Annotated in this window: 28 protein-coding genes and 4 pseudogenes; 7 read left to right on the top strand and 25 right to left on the bottom strand. The window is 73.4% G+C overall.

Annotated features, from left to right (window positions below):
* Window positions 1-4: 4 nt before the first annotated feature.
* Window positions 5-615: pseudogene (locus AMETH_RS39165) on the top strand (response regulator); the annotation flags it as partial.
* A gap of 594 nt (window positions 616-1,209) precedes the next feature.
* Here AMETH_RS39165 and AMETH_RS42050 read toward each other — a convergent pair.
* Both AMETH_RS42050 and coaE read right to left on the bottom strand, forming a co-directional pair.
* Window positions 1,210-1,662 (bottom strand): hypothetical protein, encoded by a 453-nt coding sequence (locus tag AMETH_RS42050; RefSeq protein ID WP_323806949.1) that lies wholly within the window; start codon window positions 1,660-1,662, stop codon window positions 1,210-1,212.
* Between the two features lie 88 nt (window positions 1,663-1,750).
* Window positions 1,751-2,935, bottom strand: coding sequence for a dephospho-CoA kinase (gene coaE / locus AMETH_RS12995; protein ID WP_026153062.1), 1,185 nt, complete (start codon window positions 2,933-2,935; stop codon window positions 1,751-1,753).
* Between the two features lie 155 nt (window positions 2,936-3,090).
* On the opposite strand from coaE, the gene AMETH_RS12990 reads away from it, so the two are divergent.
* Window positions 3,091-3,303, top strand: a complete 213-nt coding sequence (locus tag AMETH_RS12990; RefSeq protein ID WP_017981917.1) for a hypothetical protein — start codon at window positions 3,091-3,093, stop codon at window positions 3,301-3,303.
* A gap of 55 nt (window positions 3,304-3,358) precedes the next feature.
* Here AMETH_RS12990 and AMETH_RS12985 read toward each other — a convergent pair.
* The 9 genes and pseudogenes from AMETH_RS12985 to AMETH_RS12955 form a co-directional block, all read right to left on the bottom strand.
* Window positions 3,359-4,477: pseudogene (locus tag AMETH_RS12985) on the bottom strand (S1 family peptidase).
* A 119-nt stretch (window positions 4,478-4,596) separates the two neighbouring features.
* Window positions 4,597-4,806, bottom strand: coding sequence for a hypothetical protein (locus AMETH_RS40070; RefSeq protein WP_223843140.1), 210 nt, complete (start codon window positions 4,804-4,806; stop codon window positions 4,597-4,599).
* Entirely contained in the window at window positions 4,779-4,928 is a 150-nt protein-coding gene (locus tag AMETH_RS40065) for a hypothetical protein (RefSeq protein WP_223843139.1), read from the bottom strand. Before AMETH_RS40065 ends, AMETH_RS40070 begins: the two co-directional genes overlap by 28 nt.
* Before the next feature lies 1 nt (window position 4,929).
* Window positions 4,930-6,150, bottom strand: a complete 1,221-nt coding sequence (locus AMETH_RS12975) for an LCP family protein (RefSeq protein ID WP_017981914.1) — start codon at window positions 6,148-6,150, stop codon at window positions 4,930-4,932.
* Window positions 6,151-6,442: 292 nt separating this feature from the next.
* Window positions 6,443-6,616 carry a hypothetical protein gene (locus AMETH_RS37935; RefSeq protein ID WP_017981913.1) on the bottom strand — a complete coding sequence of 58 codons (174 nt, stop codon included), beginning with the start codon at window positions 6,614-6,616 and terminating at the stop codon, window positions 6,443-6,445.
* A 104-nt stretch (window positions 6,617-6,720) separates the two neighbouring features.
* A complete protein-coding gene (locus AMETH_RS12970) occupies window positions 6,721-9,036 on the bottom strand; it encodes an ATP-binding protein (RefSeq protein WP_017981912.1) in 2,316 nt (771 codons plus the stop codon).
* 30 nt (window positions 9,037-9,066) lie between these two features.
* Window positions 9,067-10,089, bottom strand: a complete 1,023-nt coding sequence (locus tag AMETH_RS12965; protein WP_038532087.1) for an alpha/beta fold hydrolase — start codon at window positions 10,087-10,089, stop codon at window positions 9,067-9,069.
* Between the two features lie 96 nt (window positions 10,090-10,185).
* Window positions 10,186-11,031, bottom strand: a complete 846-nt coding sequence (locus tag AMETH_RS12960) for an SMP-30/gluconolactonase/LRE family protein (RefSeq protein ID WP_017981910.1) — start codon at window positions 11,029-11,031, stop codon at window positions 10,186-10,188.
* A 13-nt stretch (window positions 11,032-11,044) separates the two neighbouring features.
* On the bottom strand, window positions 11,045-11,782 hold the full coding sequence (locus AMETH_RS12955) for a FadR/GntR family transcriptional regulator (RefSeq protein WP_017981909.1): 738 nt from the start codon (window positions 11,780-11,782) through the stop codon (window positions 11,045-11,047).
* A gap of 537 nt (window positions 11,783-12,319) precedes the next feature.
* On the opposite strand from AMETH_RS12955, the gene AMETH_RS36685 reads away from it, so the two are divergent.
* Entirely contained in the window at window positions 12,320-12,487 is a 168-nt protein-coding gene (locus AMETH_RS36685; protein WP_410468207.1) for an aldose epimerase family protein, read from the top strand.
* Here the strand turns inward: AMETH_RS36685 and AMETH_RS41435 are convergent.
* Entirely contained in the window at window positions 12,448-12,657 is a 210-nt protein-coding gene (locus AMETH_RS41435; protein ID WP_017981907.1) for an aldose epimerase family protein, read from the bottom strand. The genes AMETH_RS36685 and AMETH_RS41435 overlap by 40 nt on opposite strands.
* Window positions 12,658-12,840: 183 nt before the next feature.
* Here AMETH_RS41435 and AMETH_RS12945 point away from each other — a divergent pair, with 183 nt between their 5' ends.
* Window positions 12,841-13,209: a nuclear transport factor 2 family protein gene (locus AMETH_RS12945; RefSeq protein WP_017981906.1), complete on the top strand. Its 369-nt coding sequence runs from the start codon at window positions 12,841-12,843 to the stop codon at window positions 13,207-13,209.
* Window positions 13,210-13,262: 53 nt separating this feature from the next.
* Here the strand turns inward: AMETH_RS12945 and AMETH_RS12940 are convergent, their stop codons facing one another.
* Window positions 13,263-14,093, bottom strand: a complete 831-nt coding sequence (locus tag AMETH_RS12940; RefSeq protein ID WP_017981905.1) for a class I SAM-dependent methyltransferase — start codon at window positions 14,091-14,093, stop codon at window positions 13,263-13,265.
* Window positions 14,094-14,172: 79 nt separating this feature from the next.
* On the opposite strand from AMETH_RS12940, the gene AMETH_RS12935 reads away from it, so the two are divergent.
* Window positions 14,173-14,757 carry a TetR/AcrR family transcriptional regulator gene (locus AMETH_RS12935; protein WP_017981904.1) on the top strand — a complete coding sequence of 195 codons (585 nt, stop codon included), beginning with the start codon at window positions 14,173-14,175 and terminating at the stop codon, window positions 14,755-14,757.
* Window position 14,758: 1 nt separating this feature from the next.
* Here AMETH_RS12935 and AMETH_RS12930 read toward each other — a convergent pair whose 3' ends face one another.
* The 9 genes and pseudogenes from AMETH_RS12930 to AMETH_RS12895 all read right to left on the bottom strand — a co-directional run.
* Window positions 14,759-15,328: a hypothetical protein gene (locus AMETH_RS12930; protein ID WP_017981903.1), complete on the bottom strand. Its 570-nt coding sequence runs from the start codon at window positions 15,326-15,328 to the stop codon at window positions 14,759-14,761.
* A 250-nt stretch (window positions 15,329-15,578) separates the two neighbouring features.
* Window positions 15,579-15,755, bottom strand: coding sequence for a hypothetical protein (locus AMETH_RS38695; protein WP_017981902.1), 177 nt, complete (start codon window positions 15,753-15,755; stop codon window positions 15,579-15,581).
* Window positions 15,755-16,096 carry a DUF3140 domain-containing protein gene (locus AMETH_RS12925; protein ID WP_017981901.1) on the bottom strand — a complete coding sequence of 114 codons (342 nt, stop codon included), beginning with the start codon at window positions 16,094-16,096 and terminating at the stop codon, window positions 15,755-15,757. The genes AMETH_RS38695 and AMETH_RS12925 overlap by 1 nt, the downstream gene beginning before the upstream one ends.
* A 4-nt stretch (window positions 16,097-16,100) precedes the next feature.
* The gene (locus tag AMETH_RS12920; protein ID WP_017981900.1) at window positions 16,101-16,319 is read right to left on the bottom strand and encodes a DUF3618 domain-containing protein; all 219 of its coding nucleotides are present in this window, start codon (window positions 16,317-16,319) and stop codon (window positions 16,101-16,103) included.
* Complete coding sequence (locus AMETH_RS12915; protein ID WP_017981899.1) at window positions 16,316-16,735, bottom strand: phage holin family protein; 420 nt, start codon at window positions 16,733-16,735, stop codon at window positions 16,316-16,318. The genes AMETH_RS12920 and AMETH_RS12915 overlap by 4 nt, the downstream gene beginning before the upstream one ends.
* A 53-nt stretch (window positions 16,736-16,788) precedes the next feature.
* On the bottom strand, window positions 16,789-18,570 hold the full coding sequence (gene ctaD, locus AMETH_RS12910) for an aa3-type cytochrome oxidase subunit I (protein WP_017981898.1): 1,782 nt from the start codon (window positions 18,568-18,570) through the stop codon (window positions 16,789-16,791).
* Window positions 18,571-18,628: 58 nt separating this feature from the next.
* A pseudogene (locus AMETH_RS12905) lies at window positions 18,629-19,074 on the bottom strand (metallophosphoesterase family protein); the annotation flags it as partial.
* 15 nt (window positions 19,075-19,089) lie between these two features.
* Complete coding sequence (locus AMETH_RS12900; protein ID WP_017981897.1) at window positions 19,090-19,350, bottom strand: BON domain-containing protein; 261 nt, start codon at window positions 19,348-19,350, stop codon at window positions 19,090-19,092.
* Window positions 19,350-19,580 (bottom strand): annotated as a pseudogene (locus tag AMETH_RS12895) (hypothetical protein); the annotation flags it as partial. The gene AMETH_RS12900 and the pseudogene AMETH_RS12895, both read right to left, overlap by 1 nt.
* Before the next feature lie 89 nt (window positions 19,581-19,669).
* Between AMETH_RS12895 and AMETH_RS12890 the strand changes: the two are divergent.
* Both AMETH_RS12890 and AMETH_RS12885 read left to right on the top strand, forming a co-directional pair.
* On the top strand, window positions 19,670-20,035 hold the full coding sequence (locus AMETH_RS12890) for an ATP-binding protein (RefSeq protein WP_017981895.1): 366 nt from the start codon (window positions 19,670-19,672) through the stop codon (window positions 20,033-20,035).
* 314 nt (window positions 20,036-20,349) lie between these two features.
* The gene (locus AMETH_RS12885; RefSeq protein WP_017981894.1) at window positions 20,350-20,724 is read left to right on the top strand and encodes an STAS domain-containing protein; all 375 of its coding nucleotides are present in this window, start codon (window positions 20,350-20,352) and stop codon (window positions 20,722-20,724) included.
* A gap of 3 nt (window positions 20,725-20,727) precedes the next feature.
* On the opposite strand, the gene AMETH_RS12880 is transcribed toward AMETH_RS12885, so the two are convergent.
* From AMETH_RS12880 to AMETH_RS12870, 3 genes are read right to left on the bottom strand one after another with little or no spacing between them, the layout of a single operon-like run.
* A complete protein-coding gene (locus AMETH_RS12880; protein WP_017981893.1) occupies window positions 20,728-21,984 on the bottom strand; it encodes a UDP-glucose dehydrogenase family protein in 1,257 nt (418 codons plus the stop codon).
* Window position 21,985: 1 nt separating this feature from the next.
* Entirely contained in the window at window positions 21,986-22,930 is a 945-nt protein-coding gene (locus AMETH_RS12875) for a glycosyltransferase family 9 protein (RefSeq protein ID WP_017981892.1), read from the bottom strand.
* The gene (locus AMETH_RS12870) at window positions 22,927-23,616 is read right to left on the bottom strand and encodes an SDR family oxidoreductase (protein WP_017981891.1); all 690 of its coding nucleotides are present in this window, start codon (window positions 23,614-23,616) and stop codon (window positions 22,927-22,929) included. Before AMETH_RS12870 ends, AMETH_RS12875 begins: the two co-directional genes overlap by 4 nt.
* Window positions 23,617-23,636: the final 20 nt, after the last annotated feature.

Here is a 23,636-nt window from a genome sequence, read left to right as displayed (position 1 = left end):
CGGTGTTCCTCGTGACGGGCGGGCGGTCCTACTACGTGGCCGGCATGTTCGCGATGTGCTGGGCGGCCGCCGCCGTGAGCCTGGAGGCCGGGGCGGCCGCGCGGTGGTGGCGCTCGCCGAACGCGCGCGGCCCGACGTCGTGCTGATGGACCTGCGGATGCCGGGCACCGACGGGGTGCACGCGATCGGCGAGCTGGCCCGGCGCGGCAATCCCGCGCGGGTGCTCGTGCTGACCACCTACGACACCGACTCGGACATGCTGCCCGCGATCGAGGCCGGCGCGACGGGTTACCTGCTCACGGACGCGCCGCGGGAGGAGCTGTTCCGGGCGGTGCGGGCGGCGGCGCGGGGCGAGCGGTGCTCTCCCCCGCCGTGGCGACGCGGCTGATGGGGCAGGTGCGCGCGCCGGCCCGGGAGGAGCTGAGCCAGCGCGAGATCGAGGTGCTGACGCTCGTCGCGCGCGGCGGCACGAACGAGGACGCGGCCGCGAAGCTGTTCATCAGCGAGGCCACGGTGAAGACGCACCTGCTGCACGCCTACGCGAAGCGCGGTGTGAACGACCGCGCCGCCGCGGTGGCGCTCGCGCTGCGGCGGGGGCTCATCGAGCTGGACTAGGTCCTGGCCGGGAGCGGGGTGCTGGGGCGGGGAGTGCTGCCCGGCGGTGCGGGTGACGCGGCCAGCGAGTGGCGGCGGGCCCGCGCCGACGGTGCGATTCCGCCCCAGCACCCGCCGTGGGTCCCGGACTGCCGCGCGGGCGCGGGTTCTGGACAAGCAGCCACACCGGCGGCACTGCTCACCGGCAGGGGCGCGCGCCGCGGCGCGGGCCTCCGCTCACGCGGCCACCCGGTGGATGACGATGTCGTCCAGGCGGGTGCGGGCGCGCGCGCTGATCCGCTCGCCGGGGCCCTCGGCGTCCTGCGCGGACAGCGAGCTGCGCACCCCCCTTCGTGCTCTTCGCGTCCACCGACGCGGCGGCGCCCTCGCTGATGCCGACCTCGATGCCGCCCGAGGCGTTCGCGAGCTCGGCCTGTCCGCGGGTCATCCGGCCGATCCGGATGGGACAGTCGCCCGCCTTCGCGATGACACCGGCGTCGGCGCGGTCGATGTCGAAGCTGCCCCGCGCGCTACCGAGGTCCACGCCGGACCGGGCGTGGCCGATCCACACCCGGCCGGTCGAGCCCTGGTACCGGACGACGCCGTCGACCTCGCCTATCCTCGGCCCGGCCGCGCCACCGTCCACGTCGGCCGGCCCGGCGACGTGCCCGATCGCGACCGCGCCTGCCGCGAGGTTCCCGCGCAGCGCGGCGATGTGGTCGAGCTGGACGTGCCGGAACCCAGGTTCAGCTCGCAGTCGCCGAACCGGCCCTCGGCCCGCACGTCCGTCCAGGTGCTGTGCAGCACGAACCGGGATCCGGCGGGCAGCTCGATCGTGATGGCGACCGAACCGGTCCGGCCGCCCGGCTTCCGCGTCTTGACCGACAGCTCGCCGCGGGCGAAGGCGACCTCGGTCCGCTCCGCCACCGTCACGTCCGAGGCGTTCGCCGGGTCGAGCGGCTCGACCCCGACCACCGTGTCCGGCCGCTCGCTCGCCGCGGCGCGGACCCGGGCGCCCGCGGTGATCAGGGCGGCGGTGATGGGCGACGGGGTGGCGAAGGTGTGCATCGGGGGCTCCTCATCCGGTGTGCGGTTCGTGGTGATCACCCTCGCCACCGGGTCTGACACCGCGCTGTCACACCGCTGACGCCAGGCGTCAGGCGGACCAGCCGGTGCGCTCCGCCCACTGCTCGGCCCGCCGGAAGCCCTCGTTGACCCAGCTCTGCTTCGCCTCGGCGTAACCGTCCACGCTCGCGTCGGTCGCGTGCGTCTCCGCCAGCGACGCCTTCACCGCGGCGTACGCCTCACGCTCGTCCGGGTTCGCCCGCAGCCACGCGGCGAACAGCAGCGCCAGCCGCCACGCCGGGGTGGCTGTGCTGCGCACGTGCACGTTGACCGGCCGCGCCGGGTCGGCGCCGTAGTGGAACCGCTTCTCCCAGCGCTCACCGCCACCCTGCGGGTCGTCCCACCACTCGCCCTCGGCGCGCAGGAAACCCGCGTCGGACAGGACATCGGCGAACTCGTCGGCCTGCGCGAGCGTCGAGACCGTCACCTGCAGGTCGAGCACGTCCTTCGCGGGCAGCCCGGGCACCGACGTGGACCCGATGTGGTCCACCCGCAACGCGCGCCCCGCGGTCAGCAGCCGCAGGCGGGCCAGCGCGCGGGCGGCCTGCGCCGGCCACGTCCCGTCGTAGGGCACGAGCTTCGGCGGCATCGGCGGGCGCGGGCGGCGCAGCCGGACGTTCTCCTCGAACGGCACGAGCCGCTCGCGCCACAGCCGGTCCACCTCGGACAGCACGTCTTCCGCCGCGCCGGAGTTGTCCAGCCACACGTCGGCCACGGCGCGGCGCTGCTCGTCACTGGCCTGCGCCTTGATCCGGGCGCGGGCGTCCGCCTCGGACATCCCGCGCAGCTCGGTCAGGCGCCGCACCCGGGTTTCCTCGGGGGCGTCCACGATCACCACGAGGTGGTAGTTCGGCGCGTACCCGCCCTCGACGAGCAGCGGCACGTCGTGCAGCACGATCCCGTCCGGCGGCACCTCGGCCATCCGCTCGGCGGTGCGGGCGCCGATCAGCGGGTGCAGGATCCCGTTCAGCAGGCGGCGCGAATCCTCGTCGGCGAACGCCTTCGCGGCCAGGGCGGGGCGGTTCAGCCGGCCGTCCTCGCCCAGGACGTCCGCGCCGAAGGCTTCGACGACCTTCGCGAGCCCCTCGGTGCCCGGTTCCACGACCTCGCGGGCGATCGCGTCGGCGTCCACGTGCACGGCGCCGTGCTCCACGAGTCGCGCCGCGACAGTCGACTTCCCCGCACCGATCCCACCGGACAACCCCACCCGCAACATGGTTCGCATTAGACCAGACGCCACGATCGGGTGTTCTTACTCCCTGATCGGTCTGTGATCGGAACGAGATCGGTGACACGCCGCCGCGCTACTACGCTTCGGGCCTCTCGTTGCGTACGGTGCGCGGCGGGAAAGGTCGCCCGCACGGAGGAACGATGACGCAGAGCAAGCACACCGGAAGGCACCGGCTCGGCACGCCGGGTCTGGTGCATTGCGTCATGCATCGCCCCGTCGCACTAGCGCTGGAGGAGTACCGGCGCACCTGGCTGACCGCGCTGCTGATCCCCGCCAAGCACAGCCTCGCCGGCCTGAAGCGCCGGGCGCGCGCCGCGGCGCTCGAGCGCGCCTGGGCGCCGGCCACCACCTGAGCCCGGACACGACGCAGCCCCCGCCCGGCCGGACGGGGGCTGCGGGTCGTGCCGGTCAGCCGGTGACGAGCGTGAGCCCGTAGGCGGACAGGATCTCATTGACGGGCTGGAAGTAGGTCGTCCCGCCGCTGCTGCAGTTGCCGGACCCGCCGGAGGTCACGCCCTGCGCCTAGCTGCCGCTGACCCACGAACCGCCGGAGTCGCCCGGCTCGGCGCACGCGCTGGTCCTGGTCAGGCCGGAGACGGAACCCTCGGCGTAGTTGACGGTCTGGTTGGTGGCCTGGATGGTGCCGCAGTGCCAGCCGGTAGTGGAACCGGAGCGGCACACCGACGAGCCGACCGGGGCCGGGGTGTGCCCGGTGACCGTCACGTTCCCGTTGCCGTAACCGTCCACGACGGGCGTGGGCGTCCAGGACGAGGTGGTGCGGACGTAGCTGTAGTCGTTACCGGGGAACGAAGAACCCTGGAACGTGCCCATCGCCGAGCCGTCCGGCGCGCTCACCGAGTCGCCCGCGCTGCCGCAGTGGCCGGCCGACACGAACCCGCCCTGCACGGAGAACCCGATGGAGCAGCGCGCGGATCCGTTGATGTAGTAGGCGTCGCCGCCGACGACGTTCCCGGCGAACAGCCGCGGCACGTCGGTGGTCTCCTCGACCTGGACGGGACCGGCGGCGCGGGCCCGGTCGAGGAAGCCCTGGACCTCGGGGCCCCGCGCGCCGCGCACGACGGTCACCACCACACGGTTGGCCCGCTCGTCGACGTACCAGCCGGTGACCTCGCGCGGCGCGGTGAGGGTGTCGAGGCTCGCCTTGGCCGCGTCCAGCGCCGACTCGGTGTGGGCGACCAGCGCGGTGTCGGCGCCGGTGGCCTCGACGGCGCCGGCGCGGGCGGCGTCGGTGATGCCGACGACCAGCTTGCCGGACGCGGCGTCGTACCAGGCGCCGCCGAACGCGGGACCGGCCGCGGCCTCCGCGGCGGGGGCGACGTTCGCGGCCGCCGCCTCCTGGGCGAGCCGGGCGCCGGCCTGCTCGGCGGTGAGCCCGAGGTCCCGTTGCACCGCGCCGAGGAGCGGCGAGGCCGGTGCGGCGCCGGCCGAGTTCACCGTGGCGGCGAGAACCGAGCCGACGGCCAGCGCGGTGAGGCCGAACGTCCGGACGAGGGGTGGTCGCTTCATGGGTGCCTTCCTTCGCTGCCGATGGGGACACGCGCAGTCTGCTTCCCGTCACGACAACTTCACACCCGCCGGAAGTAGGGTTGGAGAATGTCTCACCCAGCCGGCCCCGTCCGTCCGGACTATCCGGCGTAGCGCTCCGCGAGGTCTCGCAGCCCGCGCCCGGCGCGTGCCGCGTTCGCCGCGGACACCGCTGCGCCCGGCGTCCGGCCGAGGAGTTCGACCTGGCCGGCGAGCCGCAGGTGCTCCCGCCGGGCGTGCTCGCGGCAGGCCAGGCAGGTAACGCTTTCCGGGCGGGTGGAGGTCATCGCGTAGGGCACGCGGCGCCGCACCCGGTGGTGACCTCCACCGGCGCGTCGGCGACGAGGCCGAACGTCGAGGCGACCAGGCCGCGGAGCGCGAAGCCGGCGTGCGCGGCGCCCCGCTGGACGTGGATGTGCGGGTCGCGCGTCACGTCAGTTCACGCAGCCGGACAGGTCCGTGCTGGCCGTTTCCGGCGCGATCGTGGACGGGGAGGTCGTGGTCGCGCCTGCCGTCTCCGCGGCCTGCTTCGCCGCGCTCGCCGGCGTCGTGGCGGTGCTGCCGCCCCGCGTCGCGGCGGCCGGGCCGCCCAGCAGGGCGGTGATGAAGTCCCGCACCTGCACCGAGTCGACCTTCACCGCGTCGCCGTCGTCGGGGGTCTGCAGGCTCAGGCTCTGCACCGGGATGGTGGCGAACGTGATCGACCCCGAGGTCAGGCCGTGCATCTGCTCGGCGAAGGTCAGCACGTCCCAGCCCTGGTCGATGACCACCGACTGCTGCACCGCGCCGATCAGCCCGGACAGCCGGACCGGGTTGGTGAGCGTCCCGGTGCCGAGCACCACCTGGGCCATCCCGGCCAGGAACGCCTGCTGGCGCGCGATCCGGTCCAGGTCGCCGCCGGGGAGCCCGTGCCGCTGCCGCACGAACGCCAGCGCCTGCGCCCCGGACAGGGTCTGCTTCCCCGCCGGGAAGTCCGCACCCGAGTAGCTGTCGTGCACCGCCTGCTTCAGGCACACCGGCACCCCGCCGACGGCGTTGCTCAGCGCGTAGAACCCGGCCAGGTTGACCGCCGCGTAGTGGTTGATCGTCAGTCCGGTGAAGTCCTCGACCGTCTCGATGGCGGTCCTGGCCCCGGCCGCCGACGCCGCGCGCTCCAGCGCGGCCCCGGTCAGGCCCTGCTCGCGCAACGTGTCCAGCGCCGCCTGCTTGCCGTAGGTGTACGCGGAGTTGATCTTGTGCTTGCCGAAGCCGCCGGCGATCTGGACGTAGGAGTCGCGCGGGATCGAGATCGCCGACGCGGAACCGCCGCCCGCCGGGATGTGCACCACGATCATCGTGTCGGTGGTGTCGCCGCCGTCCGCGGCGTCCCCGGCGTGCAACTGGTCGAGCACGTCCTGCGGCAGCGGGTTGCCCTGGACGTCGGTGCGCGAGTCCAGGCCGACCAGCAGGATGGTCTGGTCCACCGACAGGCTCGCCCGTCCGGACGGGACCTGCGCGGACGGCGCGATCACGTCCGCGGTGGCCAGGCCGGTATCCAGGCGGGAGAGCTGGGTCCAGGCGAAGCCGGTGCCGCCGAGCACGAGCAGCGACGCCAGCCCGACGGCGGTGTACGCGACCGGGCGCCACCGGTGACCGCGCGCGGGCGCAGCAGTCACTCCCCGTTTGCGCAGCACCCCGGTTCCCCCTCGAAGATCACTCGATCCAGCTAAGACCAGGATCCACGAGAAATCTGACAGTTCGCTGTGAAATCCGGGCCGCGGCCGGTGAACTTCTTGTCACGCGAAGAACCGCCCCGGGGAGCGGGGCGGTTCTTCGCGTTCGGTTGGAGTGAGCGCGGCGGGGTGCCGGAGTTCGCGGGCAGGCTGGGCACGACCCGCCGCGCTCGACCGGCCGGCACGCGAGGGGGAGGGCGGCGCCGGACGGCTGGACTTGTGGACCGGACCGGGGTCAGGAAGCCGCCGTCGAGGTGGTCCCGGCCGAGCGGGCGAGCGCCCAGGACGGCGGACCGCACTGCGGCCGCCACGTGCCCAGGTGCACCCACTGCCGTCCCCAGCTGAACCCGGCGAGCACCACCTGGCGGTGGCACCGCGAGCAGGGCTGCGGCGGCGAATCGACCTTCATGACCACCCCTCCGGTGTTCTCGGCTCCGGTCGCGAATACCAGAGTGCCCGGGAAGAGGAGCCGGGGAACCGGGAGTCCTACGCATCTGGGTACGTAGAACCGGGCTACGTACCGTCCCCCGGTGCGGCGCGCTGCTCGGCCAGCCACGCGCCGATCTGGGCGCGTGAGGTGAAGCCCAGCTTGGTCAGGATGTTCTCCACGTGGGTCTCCGCGGTGCGCTGCGCGACGACCAGCCTGCCGGCGATCTGCTTGTTGCTCAGGCCGTCGGCGACCAGCTCGGCGATCTCGCGCTCGCGCCGGGTCAGCCCGCCCGGGCTGCGCTGCCTGCTCCGGCGCGGCGCCCGCGGCCCGGCCGGCTTCTCGGCCAGCGCGTACGCGATCGCCTCGTCGACGTCGAACCCGCTGGTCGCGGCGAACGCGCGGGTGTAGCCGTCGTCGCCGAGGGCCTCGCGGGCCCGCGCTTCGCACTCCTCGTCGAACTGCCGGTGCGGACCGGTCTCGGCAACGCCGGCGCCGCTGATCCGCCACATCGCGCTGGACGCGCCGAGCAGCCCGGCGGCGCGCTCGTGCTCCCCCGCGGCGCCCGCGCACCAGGCCAGCGCGGTCATCGTGAAGGCCAGCTGGGTGCGGTCGGTCTGCCGCATCGCGATGGCCTCGCGCAGCAGGGCCGACGCGCGGCGGTGGTCGCCCCGCCGCCAGGTGTTGATCGCCACCGCCCACAGGGCGTAGGCCCGGGACCAGTCGGCGTGGTGTTCCTCGCACTGCGCGAGCGCGGCCTCGGCCACCACCAGGCCCTCGGGGTCGTCGACGAAGAACAGCGCCGCGGCCAGCAGGATCCGCGTGTTGCACGCCTGCACCTCGTCGCCGGTGCGCAGGAACCCGTCCAGGGCCTGCTCCATCAGCTCGCGGCCGCGGTCGACCCTGCCGAGGAACATCGAGCCCATGCCGGCGCACTGGGCCCATCCGGCGCGCAGGTTGTCGTCGTCCAGCGCCTCGGCCAGCTCACGCAGCTCGGCGAGCATCGCGCGGGCCGCTTCCTCGTCGCCGATCTGCGCGGCCACGAACGCGGCGCCCTGCAGGGCACGGGCGTGGGCCGGGGTGTCGCGGGCGACCTCCTGGGCCAGCGGCGCCCGCAGCCCGCGGTAGCCCTCGGGCACGAAGCCGCCGGCGAACCAGTAGTCCCACAGCGGTCCGGTGATCTCGGCCGCGCGGCAGGCGCCCTCCGGGCCGCCGGCCAGGCAGTGCTCCAGCGCGACGCGGATGTTGGGCTGCCCGCGCCGCATCCGGCCGACCCAGTCCAGCTGGTGCGGGCCGAAGCTCTCCGCGCGGTAGCGGCGGGCCAGGCGGGCGCAGTGCTCGACCTGGCGGCCCCGCACGGCGTTCTCGCGGCCGGACCGCATGAGCCGGACGTGCCCGTACTCGCGGACGGTCTCCAGCATCCCGTACCACGCGGCGCGCCCGAAGGTGCCGTCCCCGCGGACCAAGATGGACTTGTCCACCATGGCGGCGATCAGGTCGAGCACCTCGTCCGGGGCGATCCCGACCGCGGCGCACACCGCCTCGGCGGCCTCCAGGTCGAAGCCGCCCGCGAACACCGACACCGCCGACCACACGGCCCGCTCGGCGCGGCTGCACAGGTCGTAGCTCCACGCGATCGCCGCCTCCAGCGTCTGCTGGCGGTCCGGCGCGGTGCGGCTGCCGTCGGTGAGCAGCCGGAACCGGTCGTCCAGGCGCTGCAGGAGCTGTTCGACCGAGAGCACCCGCAGCCGGACCGCGGCCAGTTCCAGCGCGAGCGGGATGCCGTCCAAGCGGCGGCAGATGCGGACGACGGTGTCCCGGTTGGACGCGTCGATGGTGAACCCGGGCACCACGGCGGCGGCGCGCTCGGCGAACAACGTCACCGCCTCGACCGCGGGCTCCCCTTCCGAGGGCACCGGCGGCAGCACGACGAGGACCTGTTCGCCGTCGGCGCGCAGCAGCTGGCGGCTGGTGGCCAGCACCCGCACCGACGAGGTGGCCGACAGCAGCTTGGCGACCAGCACCGCGCACGCGTCCAGCACGTGCTCGCAGTTGTCCAGCACCAGCAGGACGCGCTGGTCCTCGAGGTACTCGGCGAGCCCGCCCACCTGCGCGCCGGCCTCGTCGGTCAGGCCGAGCGTGGTGGCGATCGTGTGGGCCAGCAGGGCCGGATCACGCAGCTCGGCCAGCGGCACGAACCACACGCCGTCGGGGAACGCCCGCCGCACGTCGGCGGCCGCGCGCAGGGCCAGCCGGGTCTTGCCGACACCACCGACCCCGGTCAGCGTGACCAGCCTGGCGGCGGCCAGGAGGCGGCGGGTTTCGGCGAGCTCGCGGCGCCGCCCGACGAAGCTGGTAAGTTCGCTGGGCAGGTTGCCGGCGCCTCGCGAGACGTCGGGCATTCCCCGAGTCTAGGCCGGATTCGGGGTTGATCAGGCGGTTCGGCGGTGGCTGTGCCGCCGCAGCAGGGTCACCAAGTGCGCGTTGACCGGCTCCGGGTGCTCCAGCGGGAAGGCGTGGCCGGCGTCGGGCAGGACGACCAGATCCGCGCCGGGCACCGCCCGCGCGATCGCCTCGCTGTTCTCCGGCGGCGTGACCACGTCGTGCGAGCCGGCCAGGACGAGGCAGTCGACCCGGTTCAGCGCGGCCAGTGCGGCGGTCTTGTCGTGCACCCGGAACTGCGGGAAGAAGTCGGCCAGCACGTCCAGCGGCGTCTGCCCGATCTGCTCGACCAGGAATTCGGCGACGTGCGGCGGGACGTCGGAGGCGAACGCGTGCCGGGGCACGACCGCGCCGGTCAGCTCGCGCAGCGGTCCGGCCAGGACGGTGGCCCGCTGCAGCAGCGCCAGCGCCCACGGGGTGACCCAGTGCAGCGCGCGCATGCCGTGCCGGGGCAGGCCGAGTCCGCCGAGCACCGGCTCAGCGCTGGTGGCGAGCAGCGCCACGGCGGCGACGCGGGTGCCGAACAGCTCCGGCTCCTGCTCGGCCAGCGCCATGATCGTCATGCCGCCCATCGAGTGCCCGGCCAGGACCACCGGCCCGCGGGGGGTGGTCTCGTCGAGCACCGCGCGCAGGTCTCGGCCGAGCTGGTCGACGGTCGCGTGCGCGGCCGCGCCGCGCTGGGAGCGGCCGTGCCCGCGCTGGTCCCAGGTGACGACCCGGGCGTGGCGGGCGAGCTCGGCGATCTGGAAGCACCAGCTGGCGCTGGACAGGGCGTAGCCGTGGCACAGCACGACGGTCACCGGCGCGGCCGGGTCGCCGAAGACCTCGGCGTGCAGCTCGACGCCGTCGTCGGTGATGACGGTCCGGGACTGGCCGCGGCCGCGGGTGACCGGGATGGCCGGCCCGGTGCGGGACGCCGGGCCGGCCAGGCCGCCCGTCGCGGCGCGCAGCGCGGTCTTGGTCAGCACCAGCCCGGCCACCAGGCCCAGCTCGACCGCCTTGACCGCTCGCATCGTCACTCCTCCGGGTGCGCAAACCACGACAGAGTGACCCTGCCTGGTCGCGGCCCAACCCGGCACCGGGAAAGTACGTATTCCGGTACCGAGATGTCAGCAGCCGGAATAGCGGTGGGCGGGCAGGCCCCGCACGCCGGGCCGGAGGCGGAACAGGGCCCCGGCTTCGGGCTGCGTGCCCTCCTCGACGCCCTGTCGCGACGTCGTGACGTACAGCTCGGCCAGGTCCGGCCCGCCGAAGGCGCACGCGGTGACCTGGGTGACCGGGAGCTCGGCGCGGGCGACCTGCTCGCCGGCCGGGGTGTAGCAGTGCACCGCGCCGCCGCCCCACAGCGCGACCCAGATGTTGCCCTCCGCGTCGACGGTGAGGCCGTCCGGGGAGCCGATCCCGGCCGGGATGGTGACCACGGGGCGACGGCGTGTGAGCCCGGCCGCGGCGGTGTAGTCGAAGGCGTCGATCCGGCCGGTGGGCGTGTCGACGTAGTAGGCCGTGCCGCCGTCCGGGCTCCAGGCGAGGCCGTTGGAGATCGTCACCGCGGTGAGCACCGTGGTGACGGCGCCGTCCGGGTCGAGCCGGTACAGGGCGCCCCCGCCCGGGGTTTCGTCGTAGGCCATCGAGCCGCAGTAGAACCGGCCGTCCGGATCGCACCCGCCGTCGTTCATCCGCACCCCGGCGCCGGTCCATACCTCCCCCAGCGGCCGCACCTCGGTGAGCGCGGCGTCGGCGAGGGCGAACCCGCGCTCCAGCGCCAGCACGACCCCGCCCGCGGCGCCCGGCCGCAGCGCCGCCGCGACCGCGCCGACGTGGTGGCGGCGGACCTCGCCGCCGTCGAGTTCCAGCACGTCCCCGGCGAGCATGTCCACCCACCGCACACCCGGCCACTCCGGCGCCCACACCGGCCCTTCGCCGTGCGCGGCAACCGGTTCCGTCACCTGGTCCACTGTGGACACCGCGTCAGTCCCCCTCGGGCGTCATCCGCCGCACCGCGTCGGTGGTGGTCTCGATCAGCTTCCGCATCGCCCGCGCGGCCGCCGTCGGCCTGCGGGCGCGGACCGCGACGAGCACCGCCTGGTGCAGGGGCAGCGTCGCGGACACCCCGCCGGGCGCGTGCGAGCTGGCCGCCAGGCCGTGGTGCAGGCTCGCCTCCAGCAGCCGGCCCAGCTGCTCCACGAGCTGGTTGCCGCTCGCGCGCAGCAGGGTCAGGTGGAAGGCCAGGTCGGCCTCGACGAACGCGGCGGAATCCGCGTCGACCCGGCCCGCCTCCTCCGCCATCCGGGCACAGGCGTTCTCGAGCACGGCGAGCTGCTCGTCCGTCGCGCGCTCGGCGGCCAGCTGCGCGGCGGCGGGCTCGACCATGAGCCGCAGCTCGAGCAGGTCCCGCAGGAAGGCCGCGTCGGAGAGCTGGCCGTGCCAGCTGATCACCTCGCGGTCCATCAGGTTCCACTGCTCGCGCGGCAGCACCCGGGTGCCGAGGCGGGGCCGCGGCTCGACGAGCCCCTTGGCGGCCAGCGCCTTGACCGCCTCGCGCACCCCGCCGCGGCTGACGTTCAGCTGGGCCGCCAGGTCGGCCTCGTTGGGCAGCTGGCTACCGTTGGCGAGTTCGCCGGACACGATGCGCCGCCCCAGCCACTCCACGACCTGGCCGTGGAGGGTGCGGTGCCGCCCGAGCGGCCCGCTCTGACTCCTGCTCACGGAGTAATCCTCAAATCATTGATCCATAAAGTCAATGCACCCATCACACGACAGGGGTCGGCTGTATCGAGGAATCATCCAATCATTCATGCAGGTAACGACCAGATCAGCCTCACCTCCAGGCGGAGCGCCCTGAAATTCCTCGGAGCAGGCGGCGGAGCCGTGGGGCGCCTCGGCCCTGCTGGCAGCCTGCCAAGGCGTCCGCGACAGCCCGGGATCGGGCGGCGGCGGCGCGTTCCCGGAAACCCCGGCCCGGCGCTTCGTCTTCGTCAACCACGTCACGACCAACTCGCACTTCGTGCCGACCAGGACCGGGATGGCCGACGTGGCCCGGCTGGTCGGCATCCCTGGCCGAGCTGCTCGAGCTCGTGCACGCCGAGTACCGGCTCCAGCAGTGACCGAGGAGAGCCCTCATGCGAAAGCTCGTTCCGATCGCGTGCGCCACAATCCTTTCCGCGGCGGTAGGGTTGCCCGCCGTGACCTCCTCTGGTCAGCCCCGACGGCGACCAAGGCTACCCCGGCACCCTGACCACCACCGTGACGTACACAGTGGACAGCCGCAACCGGCTCACCGTCGACTACCGCGCCACCACCGACAAACCGACCGTCGTGAACCTGACCAACCACACCTACTGGAACCTGGCGGGCGAGTCCTCCGGCGACATCTACGGGGTGAACCGGCCGCCGGCGATCCGGTTGGCGTAGCGGCCGATTAGCGAGCCGAAGTACGGTCCGCCGCCTCCGGCCGGGCTGTTCTTCGCCACGTAGTCGGCCAATGTCGGGAACCCGAGCACGACATTCGCGGCGCGCCCGCGCTTGTCGGGCGCCTCCAGCGTCTGGATCGTGCCGCCGTAGGTCAGGATCCGCACCCGCATCCCGTTGCCGCTGGTCAGCGTGTACCGCTCGACGGGCTGGCCGCCGACGCTGCCGAACGCTTTCTTCGAGATCGCCGGAGCCGTGGGCCGCGGGGCGGCGGACCGTGCTACGGCCCGGAGGGGTGTACCACACCACGACCGTCTTCGCCCTGAGCGCGGAGTGAGCCGGATAGGCTTCGGGGCATGGACGCCCGCGAATTCGCCGGAGCCTGGGCCAAGGCCTGGAACGCACACGACCTCGACGCGCTGCTGGCGCATTTCACCGACGACGTCGTGTTCACCTCACCGGTCGCGGCGCAGCTGATCGGTACCGCGGTGATCCGCGGCAAGGACGCCCTGCGCGCCTACTGGAGCGAAGGCCTGCGGCGCATCCCGGACCTGCGCTTCGAGGTGGTCGGCGTGTACTCCGGTGTGGACACCGTGGTCATCAACTACCGCAACCAGAAGGGCGGCCTCGTCAACGAGGTGCTGCACTTCGACGGCCCGCTGGTCCGCGAGGGCCACGGCACCTACCTCGGCGACTTCACCAACCCCGCCGGAGCGAAGGACTGAGAACGTTGACGGCTTGACGCGGCGGTGCCGGCCACTCGGGCGGCACCGCCGCTTCAGGCGCGCACGGCGACCACCGCGAGCGTGGTGAACGTCTTCGTGAACGCGCCGCCGAGGTCGTCGATCGCCGCGCCGACCGCGGTCAGGATCTCCGCTTGCGCGGCGGCGGGCAGGCGGGTCAGGCCGCCGGTCGTGGGGAGCAGGTCCAGCCACTCTTCGCGGGTGTAGGTGCGTTCCAAGTCGAACCGCCAGTGCTCCGGCTCGGCGAACGCCCCGGTCTTCCGGAAGGATTCGGCGAACCGCTCGAAGCCGGCGCGGTAGGCCGCCACCGCGTCGCCGCCCGGTAGCCCGGCGAACGGCGAGTCGGGCACCACCCGGCGGAACACCTCGGCGAAGGCCTCCGCGACCTGGGGCGGCGGTTCTAGGACGTGCGCGAACACCGCCAGGGGCCCGCCGGGCCGCAGCACCGCCGCCGCTTTCGCCGCGCCCGCCTCCGGCGCCACCCAATGCCACGCCTGCCCCGCCACCACCGCGTCGAACTCGCGACCTGCCGGGTCCCAGTCCTCGAACGTCGCGACCTCGACCTCGATCCCGTCGCGGCGCGCGAACTCCGCCATCCGCGGATCCGGGTCGACCCCGAGCACGCGGCAGCCCGCCGCCCGGAACTGCCGGGCCTCGATGCCGGTGCCGCAGCCGACGTCCAGGACCACCAGCCCGTGGGGCGAGGCGTCCTCGAACGTGGAACTCGCGCCGCCAAGCGTGGGACTCGCGGCGTTGAGTGTGGGACTCGCGAGGCTGAGGGTGGCGATGCGGTTGATCAGCGCGTCGGGGTAGGGCGGCCGAGCGCGGTCGTAGCGGCCTGCGTCGACCCCGAATGACTCGGCCATCTCTTTGACCTCGTGCGAAGTGGGCATGCGCCCACCTTAGTGGGCAATCGCCCACAACGGCAAGGAGGACAATGGGCGCATGCCAACCGGGGTGCACATCCGCGACGCGCGCCAGCAGCTGTTCGACGCCGCCGAGCGCGTTCTGCTCCGCGACGGCGCGGCCGCGCTGACCAGCCGCGCCGTCACCACCGAAGCGGGCGTCGCCAAAGGCGTGCTGCACCGGCACTTCGCCGACTTCGACGCCTTCCTCGCCGAACTCGTCCAGGACCGCGTGCGCCGCATCGGGGACCAGAGCGCCATCCTGCGCGCGTCGGCGGGCACCGGCACCGTCACCGGCAACCTCACCGCGGCCCTGACCGAGCTGTTCGACCCGGTCGCCGTCGGCATCGTCGGACTCGTCGTCTTCCGGGACGAGCTGCGGGCCCGGCTCGGGCGCGGCATCCCGGTCCTCACCGACGCGGCGGCCATGCTCGCCGGTTACCTGACCGAGGAGCGCGCACAGGGCCGCATCGCCGCCGACGCCGACGTGGACTCCCTCGCGCTCGCCCTGATCGGCGCAGCCCACGTGCTCTTCGCCGACCGCGCGCACCGCCCGGCGGCCGGCGACGTCGGCCGGGTCGTGGAGACCGTCGTCGCGGACGTCGTGCAGCGCCGCCTGCTCTGACTCACCGGCTCAGCCGCCGCACGGCGATCCCGGCGCCGAGGATCAGCACCAGCACGGTGAACGACCACCCGTGCTTCTCCTCGGTGCGCTCCTGTGTGGACACCTGCGCCACCGGTGGCGGCGGCGGAGCAGGACGGGGCGGCGGTGGCGCGGGCGCCCGCGGGCACCCGGCACTGTCCGGTTCGGACAGCGGCACCCCGGCGGATACCCCGGCCACCGGTTCGGAGCCGTCCCGGGCGACCCGGAGCGTGCGGCTGCGGCCGGCTCTGCGGCGTGCCGTCCCGTACAGCGTCTCCCCCGCCAGCACGATCGAGCCGTACGCGGTCGCCGGCGGCAGCACCGGCCCGGACGCCGGGTGCGTCCACCCCGACACCGGGTCGATCCGTACGACCCGCCCGCTGAACGGGAACGTGTTCGTCACCCCGTAGAGCTTGCCCCCGGCGAAGTCGAAGTCGTCGATGCCGGACGTGAACAGCGCAGGCCACACGCCGACACCGCGCACCGCCGAGAGGTACCTGTCGCCGCCCGGGTCGATGTGGATCACGTACAGGTCGTCGTCCCGCCGGGCCACTCGCTTCCCCTACCGCCCCCTCGGGTCATCCATCAGCCAAGCGGCACCGCCGGATCACCTGACGCCAGCGGAAACACGCAACCGCCCGCGGTGCCCCCTCCCGGACAACACCACGAACCGTTCACTCCCCCTACCGCCCCTCGCGCCATTCACCAGCCAAGCGGCACCGCCGGATCGCCTGACGCGGGCGGGAACCGCGGAACGGCCCGTGGTGCCCCTCACGCACAACACCACGGGCCGCTCGCTTCCCCTACCGCCCCTCGGGCCGTTCGCCGGCCAGGGGGACGTCCGGGTCGTCGTCCGCAGGCGGCTCCGGGTCGCGCCACTCCTCGGCGCGGCTGGACCGGTTGCCCTGCAAGGTGCCGCGCAGTTCGGCCTTCAGTGCGTCGTCCTCGCGCGGGCTGTGCTTCTCACTGCCGCGTTCCATCAGCCGGCCCCTTTCAACGGGTCGTGCCCGATCGTCATCAGCCGGTGGCGCCAGTTCTCCTGGCCCGCCGTCGGCTCCAGGTCGTCCCGCCGTTCGGCGTGCACCCTGTCCACCACCTTGCGCATGACGCGCTCGTCGTCCTCGGTGAGGTCCGTCCGGCGCTTGCCGAGGATCTCCAGGACGTGCTGCCCGGTCTTCGTGCCCGACTGGTCCGGCAGCTCCTCGCTGTCCGTGCCGGCCGAGCGGACCCGCAGCCAGTCCCCCAGCTCCCGCGAGGTCATGTTCACCACGCGGTGGAACTCGTCCCACAGTGCTTCGTCCACATGCGACTGCGTCGCCATCGTGTCACCTCCGGGCGGTCAGCCTTCGCACGATCACGAAGACCAGCGCCAGGATCCCGATCCCGGCACCGGTGCCGAGCGCGATCCGCTGTGTCCTGTGGGCGGTCTCCCGCACCTTCCCGGCCAGTGCCTCGGCGGTCTCGCCGAGCTCCTGGCGGGTCAGTTCGAGGTCGAGCCGCGCCTGTTCGGCGTCGCGCGGGACGGTGTCCTTCTTCGTGGTCATCGGCGCACCCCCTCCCGCAGGGCCGCCACGTCCTTGGGCACCCCGGACGCCGCCTCCTGCGGCACCGGCGGCACCGCCGCCGACAGCTGCTTCCTGCCTGCCAGTCCGGCCACCCCGCCGATCAGCAGCAGCGCGCCACCGACGATCAGCGCGGCTGCCCACCCCGGCACCACCAGTGCCAGCGCCAGCACCGCGGCCGCGACCAGCGTCGCCGCCCCGAACAGCGCGAGCATCCCGGCCGCGCCGGCCAGGCCCGCGCCGGTCCCGACGCGCTTGCCCTTCCGCCGCAGCTCCTCGGCCGCCAGCCGCATCTCGTCCCGGACCAGCCGCTGGACCTGCTGCGACATGTCCTGGACGAGCTGCCCGATCGAGCGGTCGTCGACCGCGGTCGACCCGCGGCCCGTGCTCTCAGTCATGCCTCGCCTCCCTCGGGGTAGCTCGTAGTCCGGCTACCCCCGGGCGGAGAGCGCTAATCGTGCGCGGTGGGCGAGCCGCCCTCGCTGAGCTCCTCGGTGACCTTCTCCGACGGCGTCTTCGGCGCCTCGGAGTGCGGGATGGTCTTCCCGGTGAGGGAGATGTGTCCTTCGTCGTGCAGCCGCTCCACCAGATGCGGGTAGTGCAGCTCGAACGCGGGCCGTTCGGACCGGATCCGGGGCAGCTCGAGGAAGTTGTGCCGCGGCGGCGGGCACGAGGTGGCCCACTCCAGCGAGTTGCCGTAGCCCCACGGATCGTCCACTTCCACCGGATCCCCGAACCGGTAGCTGCGCACCACGTTGTAGATGAACGGCAGCATCGAGGCGCCCAGGATGAACGCGCCGATCGTGGAGATCGTGTTCAGCACGGTGAACCCGTCGCTGTCCAGGTAGTCGGCGTAGCGGCGCGGCATGCCCATGTCACCGAGCCAGTGCTGCACCAGGAACGTCGTGTGGAACCCGACGAACGTGGTCCAGAAGTGCAGCTTGCCGAGTCTCTCGTCGAGCATCCGCCCGGTCATCTTGGGGAACCAGAAGTACACCCCGGCGAAGGTGGCGAACACGATCGTGCCGAACAGCACGTAGTGGAAGTGCGCCACCACGAAGTAGCTGTCGGTGATGTGGAAGTCCAGCGGCGGCGAGGCGAGGATGACCCCGGTCAGCCCGCCGAGCAGGAACGTGACCATGAACCCCACCGACCACAGCATCGGCGTCTCGAAGGTGAGCTGCCCCTTCCACATCGTGCCGATCCAGTTGAAGAACTTGATGCCGGTCGGGATCGCGATGAAGAACGTCATGATCGAGAAGAACGGCAGCAGCACCGCGCCGGTGGCGAACATGTGGTGCGCCCACACCACGAACGACAATGCCGTGATGCCCAACGTCGCGAACACCATCAGCCGGTAGCCGAACAGCGGTTTCCGGCTGAACACCGGGACGATCTCGGTGATGATCCCGAAGTAGGGCAGCGCGATGATGTAGACCTCGGGATGGCCGAAGAACCAGAACAGGTGCTGCCACAGGATCGCCCCGCCCACGGCCGGGTCGAACGCGTGCGCCCCGATCAGCCGGTCGGCCAGCAGCCCGAACAGCGCCGCGGTCAGGATCGGGAACACCGCGAGCACCAGCACGCTGGTGAACAGGATGTTCCAGGTGAAGATCGGCATCCGCCACATCGTCATGCCGGGGCAGCGCAGGCACACGATCGTGGTCAGCATGTTCACCGCGCCGAGGATGGTGCCCAGACCGGAGACGATCAGGCCGGTGATCCACAGGTTCCCGCCGATGCCGGGGGAGTTCGCGGCGTCGGACAGGGGGGTGTAGGCGGTCCAGCCGAAGTCCGCCGCGCCGCCCGGGGTGAGGAACGAGGACAGCACGATCGAGCCGCCGAACAGGAACAGCCAGTAGGAGAACGCGTTCAACCGCGGGAACGCCACGTCCGGCGAGCCGATCTGCAACGGCAGGATCAGGTTGGCGAAGGCGAACACGTTCGGCGTCGCGTAGAGCAGCAGCATGATGGCGCCGTGCATGGTGAACAGCTGGTTGTACTGCTCCGGCGACAGGAACTGCATCCCGGGCCGCGCGAGCTCGCCCCGCATCAGCAGCGCGAGCGACCCGCCGACGACGAAGAAGCCCAGCGACGTGTACAGGTACATCTGGCCGATCAGCTTGTGATCGGTCGTCTTCGCCATCTTCACCAGCAGGTTGCCCCTGCGGTGCCTGGCCGGCAGCTCGTACCGGTTGCCCAGGACGATGGGACGTGCCTTCAGCTCCGTCATGCGCCCTCCCCGGGTGCCGAGTGGACGAACCCAGAGTGCTCCCGATCACACCGGTGAATCAAGAGCCTAACCCGTAGGTGGCGTGGGCGCTGCGGATGACCGGCTGGGCGACGTTGCGCACCCGCACCCCGCCCGGGGTCACGCCCTGCTCGCAGCCGACGTGCGCGTGGCCGTGCAGGGCCAGGTCGGCGCCGCATTCGTCGATGACCTCGCCCAGCTGGTAGGCGCCGAGGAACGGGTAGATCTCCGGCGGCTCGCCGCGCAGGGTCTCCGGAATGGGTGAGTAGTGGATCAGCGCGACGCGGTAGCCGACGTCGTCGAGTTCCATCATCGCGCGGCGCAGCGCGCCCGCCCGTTCGATGCTGTGTTCGAGAACGCCTTCATCTCCCGCTCGCCGAACGCGCTGGCGCACTTGCCCGCGAACCCGCCGCCGAAGCCCTTCACCCCGGCGACGCCGAGGGTCTGCCCGTCGACCTCCAGCCGGGTCGAGTCGCCCTCCAGCAACCGCCGCCACGCGGATCACCGCAGGTCCTCCCTCCGGGCCGGTTCGCGGGTGTTGGCCACCCGCACGTCGTTGTGCACCCGCAGGCCGGGCGCGACCTCGTGCAGCACGTTCTCCAGCTCGGCGCGCCGCTCGTCGCAGGTCACCTCCCCGGACAGGTGCACGTCGTCGCCGCGGACGTTGACCCGGACGCCCATCTCGGCCGTCCGGGGGTCCTCGGCGAGCGCGCGGCGCAGGTGGGCCGCGCGGTATTGGGGTGTCTCCTGCTCGGCTGCCATCACGCGGTTCCTTCGAGCTCGACGACGTCCAGCGAGTCCAGCAGCGTCAGGAACGCCTGCACGTACGGGGACTCGCCGGTCTCCTTCGCCACGCGCTCCCAGTCCACCTGTTCCCGCAGGTCGCGGGCGATGTGCAGGAGCGGGGCGAAATCGCAGCGGTGCGCGTCGAGGACGAGCAGCTTGTCGACCATGAGGTCGGTGCCGTTCAGGACCGGCGCCATGGTCGGGCCGTACCCGTGCCCCACCGGGGCAAACGGCGCGCGTTTCGCGCCCCGGCCACCGGGTATGTCCCGTCCCGTCCGCGACGGTTGGGAGCGCGATGCGCCGCAGTACCGAGCTGAGGCTGCCCAGGACACTGGACGCGGCGCGGCGGGCCCGCCGGTTCACCACCGAGGTGTGCGCGAAGTGGCGGGTTCCCGCGCTGGCGCCGGACGCGGTCGTGATCGCCACGGAGCTGGTGGAGAACACGCTGCGGCACACCCACGCGACACCCCGGCTCGGCTTGGAGCTGCACCGGGACCAGCTGACGGTCAAGGTCACCGACGACGACCCGCGCGAGGCGGTCATCCGGGAAAGCGGTTACCCGCCGGGCCTGGGGCTGCTGCTGGTCGCGCAGACCTCCGAGCAGTGGGGGTGCGACCGGGAGCCCGCCGGCGGCAAGACGGTGTGGGCGACCGTGCGGTAGCGGCGGACCGGCGGTGCGGGACCATCGCTGTCCCGCACCGCCGGTGCACCCACCACGACGACCGGTCGGCGGCCGCGAGCGGCTCGCCGTCGTGCCGACGAGCACCGGATGCCCACCCGGAACATCGCTAACCGGATGACCCGGGTTGCCAACGCGGCGCGCTGGTCCGTACGGTCGGTGGGGAGCGGTTGAGTGACCAGCCGTGCCGGGGAACGACACACCTGGCCCTTGCGCTTTCGAATTTCGACTCTTCGGATTCTTGGACGTGTGTGTGGGCTTCCCCGCTGTGCTCACCACTACCCGGGGAGACTCCCGTGTACGAAGCTCACGAACTCCGCATCGACCTCACCGACCGCGCCGACGGGATCCGGCTGGCCCGCCTCACCGGTGAACTCGACCTCGCCGCGGCGCCCGCGCTGCGCGCCTTCCTGACCGGCTGCGCCGACGACGGCCGCACGTTCATCGTCGACCTCGAATCGGTCACCTTCCTCGGCTCGGCGGGCCTGCAGGCCCTGGTCGACGCCGACGAGGCCGCCGCAGGCCGCTCCGTGCGCTGGGCGCTGGCAGGCAGCCACCGCGTGGTCATCCGCCCGCTGGAGGTCACCGGCCTGCACGAGCAGTTGCCGCTCTTCCCGAGCGTCACCGTGGCCGCGCGCCACCTCGCGCAGGGCGCGCCCGTCGCCCACTGACCGTCACGCCGCGTGCCCGAGCCGCAGGCAGCGCAGCCCGCTCCCCCGCAGCGCCGCGGGATCGAGCACGCCCCGGGTGTCCACCACGGCGTCACCCTCGGCGACGGCAGCCAGCTGGCTCCAGTCGAGCCCGCCGAATTCCGGCCACTCGGTCAGCACGACCAGCACCCGCGCGCCCTTGGCGGCCAGGACCGGGTCGTCCACGCGCTGGACGGGCCCGGCCTGGTCGCCGGTCACGCCGGGGTCGTAGCCGGTCAGCACGGCGCCCGCCGCGGCGAGCCGGCCGGCCACGGCCAGCGCCGGCGAGTCCCGCAGGTCGTGGGTGCCGGCCTTGAAGGTCAGCCCGAACAGGCCGATCCGCACCCCGTCCAGCCGCCCGCCCACGGCCTCCCGGATCCGCGCGACCACGTGGTCGTGCTGGCGGTCGTTCGCCTCGATCGCGGACCGCAGGACGGTCAGGTCCACCCCGGCCGCGGCGCCCGTCGCCACCAGCGCCCTGGTGTCCTTGGGCAGGCACGACCCGCCCCAGCCGGGCCCGGGGCGCAGGAAGTGCGGCCCGATCCGCTGGTCCAGGCTCATCGTGCGGGTGACGGCGTCGATGTCGGCGCCGGTGCGCTCGCACAGCCGGGCCAGCAGGTTCACGTACGACAGCTTCAGGGCCAGGAACGCGTTGCTCGCGTACTTGCCCAGCTCGGCGCTGGCGTGGTCGGTGCGCACCACCGGCGGGCCCAGGTCCGCGTAGAGCGCGGCGACCCGCGCCACCCCGGGTTCCTCGCCGCCGAGCACGATCCGGTCGGGGTGGCGGAAGTCGTGCACGGCATGGCCTTCGCGCAGGAACTCCGGGTTGCTCACCACCGGGATCCCGGCGGTCTCCGCGATGCGGGCGCAGGTGCCCACCGGCACGGTCGACTTGACCACCAGCACGGTGCGCGGGCCCGGGTGGAGCGCCGCGAGCACGGCCTCGACCGCACCGAGGTCGGCCGCGCCGTCCGGGCCCGCCGGGGTGGGCACGCAGGCGAACACGAACTCCCGGCCGTCCAGCGCGCCGGGGTCCGCGGTGAACCGCAGCCGTCCGGCGGCCAGCCCGTCCCGCACCAGCGGGGCCAGGTCCGGTTCGCCCAGCGAAACCTCGCCACGGGACAGCTCGTCCACTTTGGACTGATCGACCTCGGCGCACACCACTTCGTGGCCCAGTTCGGCGAGGCAGGCTGCGGTCGTCAGGCCGACGTAGCCGGCCCCGGCGACCCCGACGGCCGCCACGTCACACCTCCGCCACCGGCCGCAGCACTTTCCGGCCCGCGGCGACGACCTCGTCGACGGTGATCCGCAGCAGCCCGGCGGCTGGCGTGCCGGCGAACGGGTCGCCCTCCTCCCCCGCCCACAGCACGACGTGCCGGTCCTCGGTGCCGGGCGGCGGTCCCCACCGCCACGGCGGGGTCGGGCCGAACAGCAGCACCGACGGGGTGCCGTAGGCGGTGGCCAGGTGGCCGACGCCGGTGTCGCCGCTGATCACCAGCCGCGCCCCGGCCACGAGGGCGGCCAGCTCGGTGAGACCGGTGCGCCTGGCCAGCACCGCGTCGTCGCCGAGGCCGGCGGCTGAGGCGAGGTCTCTCGCGAGGTCCCGTTCCGCGGCGCTACCGGTGACCACGACGCGGTGACCAGCGCGGGAGAACTCGCGCGCCACCTCGGTGAAGCGCCGGGGCGGCCAGCGCCGCGACCCGAACGCCGCGCCGGGGTGCACGACGACCGCGTCCGCCGCCGGGCTCGGCAACTCGGGCCGGGCCAGCCCGAGGTCGCACGGGTCGGCCGGGATGCCGGCGAACTCCAGCAGCCGGCACCAGCGGTGCGCCTCGTGCTGGTCCTCCCGCCAGTCCGGGCCGTCGGCGTCCGGGAAGTCCGGGTGCCGGTGGGTCAGCAGCCGCTCCGGCCGCGTGGCCAGCAGGTCCGTCACGCTCTCCGGGCCGCTGCCGTGCAGGTTGACCGCGAGGGCGGGCGGCGCGCCGGTCCAGCGCAGCGCGCCGAGGCCGGTCGTGGGCAGCACCCGGTCGACAGCGCCGGTGAGTGCGGCCAGCTCGTCCAGCGCCGCGGGCGCGGCGAGGGTGATCCGCGCGTCCGGGAACGCGGCCCGCAGGCCGCGCAACGCCGGGACGGCGACCAGGAGGTCGCCCATCCCGAGCGCCCGCAGCACCAGGATGTCGCCGGTCACGGCCAGGAGCCCTCCTCCGAGTGCGCGACGACCAGTTCGCGCACCTCGCAGCCGGCCGGCTGGGTCAGCGCGAACAGCACGGTCTGCGCCACGTTCTCCGGGTTGTTCAGCTTGGCGTCCGCGGGCGGTTTGTACTGCTCGTCGCGGGAGTCGAAGAACGCGGTGTGCATGCCGCCGGGCACCAGCATGGTGACGCCGATGCGGCCCGCGGTCTCCGCGGCCAGCGCGCGGGTGAAACCGACGACGCCCCACTTCGACGCGCAGTAGGCGGTGGCGTCGCTGACCGCCTTGACGCCGAGGGTGGAGGCCACAGTGACGACCTTGCCGTGCGAGCGCTCCAGGTACGGCAGCGCGGCGCGCACCACGGCGGCGGTGCCGAACAGGTTGACCTTGACGACGCGCTCCCAGTCCTCGGTGGGCACATCGGTGAGCTTGCCGGGGAAGTCGATGCCCGCGGCGGTGAACACCGCGTCCAGCCCGCCTGCCTGCTCGGCCAGCTCCGCGACGGCCCGCTCGGTCTCGGCGGTGTCGGTGAGGTCGACCGGCATGTAGGGCACGCCGGCGACCGGGGGTTTGCGGTCGAGCACCAGCGGGGTCCCGCCGGCGTCCGCGACCGCCTTGACGGTCGCCGCGCCCAGCCCGGACGCGCCCCCGGTGATCAGTACCTTGCCTGGCGATGCAGCCATGTCTCCCCTTCTATCCGTTG

The sequence above is a fragment of the Amycolatopsis methanolica 239 genome, assembly GCF_000739085.1.
Taxonomy (GTDB): Bacteria; Actinomycetota; Actinomycetes; order Mycobacteriales; family Pseudonocardiaceae; genus Amycolatopsis_E; species Amycolatopsis_E methanolica.
This window is presented reverse-complemented; position numbering and strand designations above follow the sequence as displayed.

Coding starts and splice junctions, on each gene's coding strand:
- AMETH_RS42050 (WP_323806949.1), bottom strand. CDS start 1,662: ATGCACACCTTCGCCACCCCGTCGCCCATCACCGCCGCCCTGATCACC.
- coaE (WP_026153062.1), bottom strand. CDS start 2,935: ATGTTGCGGGTGGGGTTGTCCGGTGGGATCGGTGCGGGGAAGTCGACT.
- AMETH_RS12990 (WP_017981917.1), top strand. CDS start 3,091: ATGACGCAGAGCAAGCACACCGGAAGGCACCGGCTCGGCACGCCGGGT.
- AMETH_RS37935 (WP_017981913.1), bottom strand. CDS start 6,616: ATGAAGGTCGATTCGCCGCCGCAGCCCTGCTCGCGGTGCCACCGCCAG.
- AMETH_RS12970 (WP_017981912.1), bottom strand. CDS start 9,036: ATGCCCGACGTCTCGCGAGGCGCCGGCAACCTGCCCAGCGAACTTACC.
- AMETH_RS12965 (WP_038532087.1), bottom strand. CDS start 10,089: ATGCGAGCGGTCAAGGCGGTCGAGCTGGGCCTGGTGGCCGGGCTGGTG.
- AMETH_RS41435 (WP_017981907.1), bottom strand. CDS start 12,657: ATGCGGGTGCGGATCCTGACCTACGGCGGCACGATCCAGACGCTGGAG.
- AMETH_RS12945 (WP_017981906.1), top strand. CDS start 12,841: ATGGACGCCCGCGAATTCGCCGGAGCCTGGGCCAAGGCCTGGAACGCA.
- AMETH_RS12940 (WP_017981905.1), bottom strand. CDS start 14,093: ATGGCCGAGTCATTCGGGGTCGACGCAGGCCGCTACGACCGCGCTCGG.
- AMETH_RS12935 (WP_017981904.1), top strand. CDS start 14,173: ATGCCAACCGGGGTGCACATCCGCGACGCGCGCCAGCAGCTGTTCGAC.
- AMETH_RS38695 (WP_017981902.1), bottom strand. CDS start 15,755: ATGGAACGCGGCAGTGAGAAGCACAGCCCGCGCGAGGACGACGCACTG.
- AMETH_RS12925 (WP_017981901.1), bottom strand. CDS start 16,096: ATGGCGACGCAGTCGCATGTGGACGAAGCACTGTGGGACGAGTTCCAC.
- AMETH_RS12920 (WP_017981900.1), bottom strand. CDS start 16,319: ATGACCACGAAGAAGGACACCGTCCCGCGCGACGCCGAACAGGCGCGG.
- AMETH_RS12915 (WP_017981899.1), bottom strand. CDS start 16,735: ATGACTGAGAGCACGGGCCGCGGGTCGACCGCGGTCGACGACCGCTCG.
- ctaD (WP_017981898.1), bottom strand. CDS start 18,570: ATGACGGAGCTGAAGGCACGTCCCATCGTCCTGGGCAACCGGTACGAG.
- AMETH_RS12900 (WP_017981897.1), bottom strand. CDS start 19,350: ATGGCAGCCGAGCAGGAGACACCCCAATACCGCGCGGCCCACCTGCGC.
- AMETH_RS12890 (WP_017981895.1), top strand. CDS start 19,670: ATGCGCCGCAGTACCGAGCTGAGGCTGCCCAGGACACTGGACGCGGCG.
- AMETH_RS12870 (WP_017981891.1), bottom strand. CDS start 23,616: ATGGCTGCATCGCCAGGCAAGGTACTGATCACCGGGGGCGCGTCCGGG.